Source organism: Yersinia rohdei ATCC 43380 (assembly GCF_000173775.1).
Taxonomy (GTDB): domain Bacteria; phylum Pseudomonadota; class Gammaproteobacteria; order Enterobacterales; family Enterobacteriaceae; genus Yersinia; species Yersinia rohdei.
On record NZ_ACCD01000063.1, the window covers coordinates 1 to 6,890 of the forward strand.

Below are 6,890 nucleotides of genomic sequence, written 5' to 3' on the forward strand. Positions count from 1 at the left end.
TTTATGAAAAAAACACTCATCATTACCGCTCTCGCCATCGCCACACTCAGTGGCTGCGCTAATAATAATACCCTTTCGGGTGATACTTTTAGCAGCTCTCAGGCTGGTCAAGCCCAGACGGTTACTTACGGTACTTTGGTTTCTGTTCGCCCGGTTACTATTCAGGGGGGCGATGGTAATAATATTGCTGGTGCCGTCGGCGGGGCGGTTGTTGGCGGGTTCTTGGGGAACACTATTGGTGGTGGTACTGGCCGTCGTCTTGGTACTGCTGCTGGGGCGGTTGCTGGCGGGGTTGTGGGTCAACAAGTTCAGAGCATGATGAACCGCAGTAGCGGTGTTGAACTGGAAGTTCGTCGGGATAATGGCACTACATTCTTGGTGGTTCAAGCCCAGGGGGTTACCCAGTTCCATGCGGGTCAACGCGTTACTATCGCCACTCATGGCAGCACTGTCACTGTTACTCCGCGCTAATTTTGATCGCCACACATTTATAATGTAGATGTGTGGTGGCTATCATGCCTGCTATAGATTCACCTAACTGCAGACATTGAAAAATGCCGTCCAACCGGAGGGTGCTCGAGGGCAGGTTGGACGGCGAAACTAAAAATGCAATTATTCGGCTTTGTTTGCGGCCGACTTCACTACATTTTCTCCATGGTTGCCAAAGAACTGATATAAGGTGTCGGAAGCGATTTTCGTTAACACCATAATCTCAATACGGCGGTTTTTTGCCGCTAATGGATCAGCCGTGTCCAGTAGCATTTGGTCTGCCATTGCATTGACTTGCAACACTCGCCCTTCTTCCAGCCCGCCTTTTACCAGTGCTCTGTGCGCCATTGACGCCCTTTCACCTGACAAATTCCAGTTGTTATAGCGCTCTTGGTCACGATAACGGGAAGCATCAGTGTGCCCGGTAATAATGATTTTATTGTCCATTTCATTAAAAGCGGGTGCCAGTTCAGCCAGTAACCGGGTGAAGAATGGGGTCAAAACGGCACTGCTACGCTGGAACATATCCCGCTGTTTATCATCCTGAATCAAAATCCGCAGCCCCTGAGGAATCACTTCTATTTGCAGGTTGGATTGGGCGTCATAAGCGGAAGTGATTTGCATGATAATGCGCGATAACTCTTCCATTTCCTTACCGGATCTGTCCACCACCTCTTCCAAAGATTGCTCTGGTTCTGGCACCTCTATCGCCAGATTACTTTTGGTTTCTTTAGCTTGCTCATGACCATCAATACTGTCAGAGAACTTGCCGCCGCCACTCTTGCTTTTGGACGGAATTGAAATAAAGGATTGCTCGGCAAAAATGCTTTTCCCGTTCAGTTGCGCCACAATTTCTTGCCGCTCTTCTTCTGAAACCACCCCGACAATCCACAGCACCATAAACAACGCCATCATTGCGAGCGTAAAGTCGGCAAATGCCACTTTCCATGCACCGGAATGCCCGCCTTCATGTTTTTTTCTGGCCGCGCGTTTGATTATGGTGGTTTGCCCGCCTCTGGCATTACTTCTCATTACGCGCCTACCGTCGTCAGCTTGTTAATCCAGGAATCCAGTGTGGCGAACGTAGGTTTACTGTCTAGCGGCAACATTTTGCGGCCAGCATCAACTGCCAGTAATGAAGGTTTACCCGCGACATGATTCACCAGCACCATGCGCACACATTCAAAGAAAGCCAGTTTCTTTTTCATCGCCTGTTCCATGGCATTAGCCAGTGGGTCCATCAAGCAATAACAGATAAATACGCCAAGGAAAGTCCCGATCAATGCCGCAGCAACTTTGACGCCAATCAGCGCAATCGAGCCATCAATGGATTGCATAGTGATAATAATACCCAGCACAGCGGCACAAATACCAAAACCGGGCATGGCTTCTGCGGTGCGATGGAAGGAGCGCGAAGGCACCAGCAGCTCTTCTTCTACTGCGGATAATTCCTGCTCTAAGATCCCCTCCAGCTCATGTTGGTTGATTTTCCCCATCGCCATTAAGCGGAAATTATCTGAGATAAACGTCACCAGATGATGGTCTTGTAACACAAGGGGATAGCGCTGAAATAGCGGGCTATTAGCAGGGATTTCAATATGCTGATCCAGACGTTTCAATCCGCCTTCATCTACCATTTCTAATAATTCATAAAGCAGCATCAATAATTGCTGCTGAAATTCAGAGGTATATTCACTCTTACGAGTAATCGCAATAATTTGGTGCCACATTTCTTTTAGTACATAACTCGGGTTTGCCAATATCATGGCACCCACGCCAGAACCTAATATAATAATTATTTCCCCTGGTTGCCAAAAGGAAGACATTATTCCGCCTGACATAAGATAACCACCAATCACACATACCATAATGACCACAAGGCCAAATAACTTCTGCATAACACCCTCTATTTTTTTAAAAAATGATTTAATTTTTTGTACGATTTTTTTATTCAGTTGACAAATTCGTGCTTCAGTAAGATCTAATACTTCAGCAATTTCTTTCATGCTCATTTCTTTCTGATAATAAAGATGCAAAATCATTTGCTCGCGCTCTTCCAATGAGGCGATGGCCTGATTAAGATTATCTTCAACAATAATACTGTCTTCTAAATTCCGGCTTTGTAGCGCATCGGTTGGCGTTTCTAATGACAGAATATCGTCCAGGCTTTCCATTGCACTGGCACTCTCCAATAATAAATATTCTTGATATTCTTCTGCCGTCAGTTTTAGCTCTGCAGTAATTTCCTCAAAACTCGGTTCATGACCCAATTTGCGCATTATCGCGCGAATAGCTTCATTAATTTTATGCGTTTTCTGCCTTAATCTACGTGGCCGCCAGTCATGCTCACGCAGTTGATCCAGCACCGCACCACGGATTCGATGAACAGCATAGGCAGCAAACTGCACGTCAGGGTGACCATAGCGGCGTAATGCCTCTAATAACCCCATCAGTGCAATTTGCTGCATATCCTCCCTGTCGATAACACTATTCACCTGGAATGAAAGTTGTCTGACAATACGTTTTACCAGTGGTAAATACGCGGTCAGATATTGGCTTTCTTCTACCGGTGTTAGCGCTAAATTATCGTTAATATTCATTATCGCCATTGTTGTTACTGGAAGACCATTCGGCTAATTACCACATCATCAAATGGCATTGGCGAATTTAAATTTTCAAAATCAATTTTATATTCGCTCATCAATTGGCGACGCAGATCAGCAATGGAAATACTCCGAACTGCTTGATAATCCATATTTGACAGCAAGTTAACTGTCGCTGATTGAATAACCGGCACCATCGCAATAACTTTTTTAACATCATTATCATCACCGGTTGCAACACCTAATTCCAACTGTAGATAACGTTCAGATTTATTATCTTTCAGGGTGATAATCATGTTCTTAATTTCAACAAACTGAACTGCTTTATTTCCTCGTATAAAAGATTTACTGACAACAACAGGTTCACTTTTTAATTTAGCCAAAATAGTCTTATGGTAAATTGCCGCTATCGCCGCGAGTACAATAAACAATAGGATTCCCCACACTTTCATTGAAAGTGTTTTTTTCTTGGTGTTCATTAATAATCCTTTATACGGTTGTTAAGAGCGTACCGTCATCGGCGCTCATCTCTGCTTGAGTCTCAATATGGCGCGCAGCCAGAATATCGGCATGCGACTGTTTATTTTGCTGTTTTTGCTGCTGTTGCTGCGAGTTATTCGCCGATACCTGCACCTCAACAGTGGCACTGTTTTGCCCGGTTAATGTCTGTCGTAACTCAGCACTACTTTGCTGTAGTGCCCGATAAACATCGGCCTGACTTGCATTGATATGAACTTGAAGTTTTCCCCCTTCCATATGCACTGAGATATCAATTTTGCCCATATCCGGCGGGTCAAGACGAATAGTGGCATGCTGCACTTTACTCTCGACTTGCAATTGCAGCCGCTCACCCAAGGCCGTCCGTAACTGTTGCTGCCATTCCGGCTGGTTTTTTGCCAACGTTAATTGGCTCTCCAGCCGTGGGGCGGCGACCTCCTGATGGCTATTTGCTACATTACCCCCGGCGAGAGTATTCACCGCCTGTGGAATTACGGCACTCAGCCCTTCAGGAACAACGCGGGCCACTAAGCCAGTTTCACCCGCCGTCACTGGCGGGGTGATATCCAACCGTGGGCCAATAGATTTCAATAACCCCAGCAATGATGAGGATTCCTTGGGCGCTACCTTATGGGCAGATTGCGCCATCAAGTTATGCTCTTCCTCCACCACCGGGGCCAGGAAAGGCACGACAGTCATTGGCTGCGAACTTGGCACTGATGGGTTTTGCCCCTGAACATGCAGTAATCCATCAAGCAACTGCTGGTTCTGTTCATCCATGGACAGAGCCACAGCAGCGCCTTGCCCTGCATTATTGCCATCAATTTGTGCAATCAAGTCCATCACCACCGAGGGCCGTAACGAGATTGGCTGATGAGGTTCCCAAACTTGCGAAAGCACCTCATCAAAAGCCGCTAAGTTACCTACTCCTGTGGCCTGGGCATTATCGGCAATCGGGGTATTTTCCGGGCCTGACTCTGATGCCAACTGGCTGGTAGCTTGAGCAAAATTGCTTAATGTAATCACCGCCGGCCCTCTTCCTGTGCCATATCTTGATAGGCGCTAATCGCCATCGCCGCATAGGCAGCAACACCGGGTTGATCTTGTCGCAATTGCGCTATGCTTTCTTTTAATTGCATTTGGTGCAACAAAGCTTCCTGATAAACCAACTGATAACGACTCTGTAATTGTTGCATGGCCTGCTCAACCGCTGGCGGTACTGAATACTGTTGTCGTAAAAACGCCACCAGTTTATCAATATGACTATTAATCATTGGCATACGATCCCAGTTGCGCTGTTCCGCCACATCAGACAGGTCTGAGTTTAGTTGCTCAATTAATGCTAACCCGCTCATTCAGTATCCTTGATAGCTTCCCAGCCACTGCGTAATGTGGCGAGGATTTGCTCTACTTCAGTAACAAAATCAACCGATAACTGATTACTGGCATCGTAGAGTCGGTAAACGCAGAAGTCGTAAATCTTGCTAATATTGACGACCAGTTCACCACCACGATCAAAGTCCAATGAGCTGGTCAGTGCATTAAGGATATCAATGCACTTATTAATGCTTTTCGCCTTGTGCTCATAACGTTTAGCAACAATATGACTTTTGGCCCGAACCAGCTCATCTTGTAAACCATCAAACAGCATCAACACTAATTGATGCGGTGTCGCCGCCGCTGCCTGAATCGCAATATCAGCTCCTTGATAAGAACTGCGCTCCTGATTGCTATACATAATTTATTCCTGCTCTACTATGTGGTAAAACCCCATGACTTCATATTTGCTTTCATTTTATCTGCAGTATTTTTTATCGTTGTAAACTTCACTGTGTAAAAAATAATTTTTTGCTCATATTGCTTCTCCAGCCTATCAAGCTGATCGCGGATACTGGTTGTTCTACGCTCTAACGACTCAGTGCGGCCTTTAATCAACCCATTGCTTTTATTGATATAAGGCTCAATCGCGCTATCCAGCTTGTTCAATAACCCAGCATCACCGTTTAATAAATCCTGCAATCCTTTAGGATCGGCTTTTATTGCCTGCTCAAATTTTTTGCTGTCTATTTCCAGACCACCATCGCGGTTGGTTTTAATCCCATAATCCAGAATTCGTTTGCCATTAACAGACTGACGAACCAAGCTATTAAGCGCACTGCTTAACGCACTAATTCCTTCGTTGGAATTCCTGCTATAAGATGGCTTCCCTGTATTATCTTTACCCTCGTCCGCTTTAGTGCGTACTGGCGTTACCAGCTTTTTAACGCTATTAAATGCATCAACAAATTTCTTAACTTGCTCTTGTGTAGCAGAGGTATCCATCTCAACATCTATATGTAGCGGGGTATCGCCGGTTTTTTGCACTTTCACTAAATTAATAGTGACGCCGTCTACCACAGTATCCAATGTATTGCTCGGGTGAGTGATTTCAATACCGCTGTTCTCATTCCCCAGCGAAACCTTGGCATCCGCAGCAGCGGATAATTCAACTTCCGATGCGCCAGTAAAAATAGTTGCCGCGCCGTTCGGAATAGTAATTGCATTGGCCGCGCCACTTTTATTGCTACTTATGGTCAGCACCACCTCCCCCCCAGTGCGAATCAATGAAGCCGTCACTAATTCTTTTTTGTCACTGCCCTGGTTATCTTTGTTTTTATTAATCGCCTCCGCCAGTTCAGCAACACTGCTCAATCCACTGGTATCAATGTTTATCGTTTTACCGTCAATCTCCAGCTCAAAAGCGCCAGTGGCGCTGGACACCGCAGCGTCATTAAGGTCTTTCAATGCTAACTGATGAGAACTTGCCAACTGAGTGACAAACAGATCGTAACTGCCTTTAACCGCTTTATGATTGGCAGTCACAGTGGCAATTTTTTCATCACTGGTGTTGGTTTTAAGTTTTAAAATCCCCTCATCTTTTTTATTAATGCCGCTTAGTGCGGTACGAAAATCATTTAAACCACTTTGTATTTTGTTTAACGAATCCTGTTCACTCTTAAATTGTGAATGCTGTCCCTTTAATCTATTAAGCCGCCCCGCGAATAAGAGACCGGCTGCACCCTGCCCCATTTGATCAGGATCAAAATTAAGCATACTGTTACTCCTGGTATGATTTTCGTTTTACAACAATGATATAAGCAATTTGCGTGCCAATTTTAAAGCATTGATATATAACGAATTAATTAATATAGCGGAAACAACACTTCCCTACAGCGGAAGGCCGTGGAATAAACTACGGAGGAAAAAATACCGCCCGAAAGCGGTATATGATTTTAATCAGCAGCTATTTTTGCCAATAAC

General features: G+C 45.1%; 8 protein-coding genes and 1 pseudogene. 1 reads left to right on the forward strand and 8 read right to left on the reverse strand.

The window, feature by feature from the left end; genetic code table 11:
- Positions 1 to 3 precede the first annotated feature (3 nt).
- A complete protein-coding gene (locus YROHD0001_RS00195; protein ID WP_004716920.1) occupies positions 4 to 471 on the forward strand; it encodes an outer membrane lipoprotein in 468 nt (155 codons plus the stop codon).
- A gap of 141 nt (positions 472 to 612) precedes the next feature.
- Here YROHD0001_RS00195 and lafU read toward each other — a convergent pair whose 3' ends face one another.
- From lafU to fliD, 8 genes and pseudogenes are all read right to left on the reverse strand, one after another.
- A complete protein-coding gene (gene lafU, locus YROHD0001_RS0119075; RefSeq protein WP_032818553.1) occupies positions 613 to 1,521 on the reverse strand; it encodes a putative lateral flagellar export/assembly protein LafU in 909 nt (302 codons plus the stop codon).
- Positions 1,521 to 2,387, reverse strand: coding sequence for a flagellar motor stator protein MotA (motA, locus tag YROHD0001_RS0119080; RefSeq protein WP_032818559.1), 867 nt, complete (start codon positions 2,385 to 2,387; stop codon positions 1,521 to 1,523). Before motA ends, lafU begins: the two co-directional genes overlap by 1 nt.
- Positions 2,388 to 2,405: 18 nt before the next feature.
- Positions 2,406 to 3,089 (reverse strand): annotated as a pseudogene (locus YROHD0001_RS19930) (FliA/WhiG family RNA polymerase sigma factor); the annotation flags it as partial.
- Positions 3,090 to 3,103: 14 nt separating this feature from the next.
- Positions 3,104 to 3,571, reverse strand: coding sequence for a flagellar basal body-associated FliL family protein (locus YROHD0001_RS00190; protein ID WP_004716922.1), 468 nt, complete (start codon positions 3,569 to 3,571; stop codon positions 3,104 to 3,106).
- Positions 3,572 to 3,581: 10 nt separating this feature from the next.
- Positions 3,582 to 4,616 (reverse strand): flagellar hook-length control protein FliK, encoded by a 1,035-nt coding sequence (locus tag YROHD0001_RS00185; protein ID WP_032818555.1) that lies wholly within the window; start codon positions 4,614 to 4,616, stop codon positions 3,582 to 3,584.
- Positions 4,613 to 4,945 carry a hypothetical protein gene (locus tag YROHD0001_RS00180; protein WP_032818557.1) on the reverse strand — a complete coding sequence of 111 codons (333 nt, stop codon included), beginning with the start codon at positions 4,943 to 4,945 and terminating at the stop codon, positions 4,613 to 4,615. The genes YROHD0001_RS00185 and YROHD0001_RS00180 overlap by 4 nt, the downstream gene beginning before the upstream one ends.
- Entirely contained in the window at positions 4,942 to 5,328 is a 387-nt protein-coding gene (fliS, locus tag YROHD0001_RS00175) for a flagellar export chaperone FliS (RefSeq protein WP_004716925.1), read from the reverse strand. The genes YROHD0001_RS00180 and fliS overlap by 4 nt, the downstream gene beginning before the upstream one ends.
- A gap of 17 nt (positions 5,329 to 5,345) precedes the next feature.
- Entirely contained in the window at positions 5,346 to 6,683 is a 1,338-nt protein-coding gene (fliD, locus tag YROHD0001_RS0119085) for a flagellar filament capping protein FliD (protein ID WP_004716926.1), read from the reverse strand.
- Positions 6,684 to 6,890: the final 207 nt, after the last annotated feature.

Coding starts and splice junctions, on each gene's coding strand:
- YROHD0001_RS00190 (WP_004716922.1), bottom strand. CDS start 3,571: ATGAACACCAAGAAAAAAACACTTTCAATGAAAGTGTGGGGAATCCTA.
- lafU (WP_032818553.1), bottom strand. CDS start 1,521: ATGAGAAGTAATGCCAGAGGCGGGCAAACCACCATAATCAAACGCGCG.
- fliS (WP_004716925.1), bottom strand. CDS start 5,328: ATGTATAGCAATCAGGAGCGCAGTTCTTATCAAGGAGCTGATATTGCG.
- YROHD0001_RS00195 (WP_004716920.1), top strand. CDS start 4: ATGAAAAAAACACTCATCATTACCGCTCTCGCCATCGCCACACTCAGT.
- fliD (WP_004716926.1), bottom strand. CDS start 6,683: ATGCTTAATTTTGATCCTGATCAAATGGGGCAGGGTGCAGCCGGTCTC.
- motA (WP_032818559.1), bottom strand. CDS start 2,387: ATGCAGAAGTTATTTGGCCTTGTGGTCATTATGGTATGTGTGATTGGT.
- YROHD0001_RS00180 (WP_032818557.1), bottom strand. CDS start 4,945: ATGAGCGGGTTAGCATTAATTGAGCAACTAAACTCAGACCTGTCTGAT.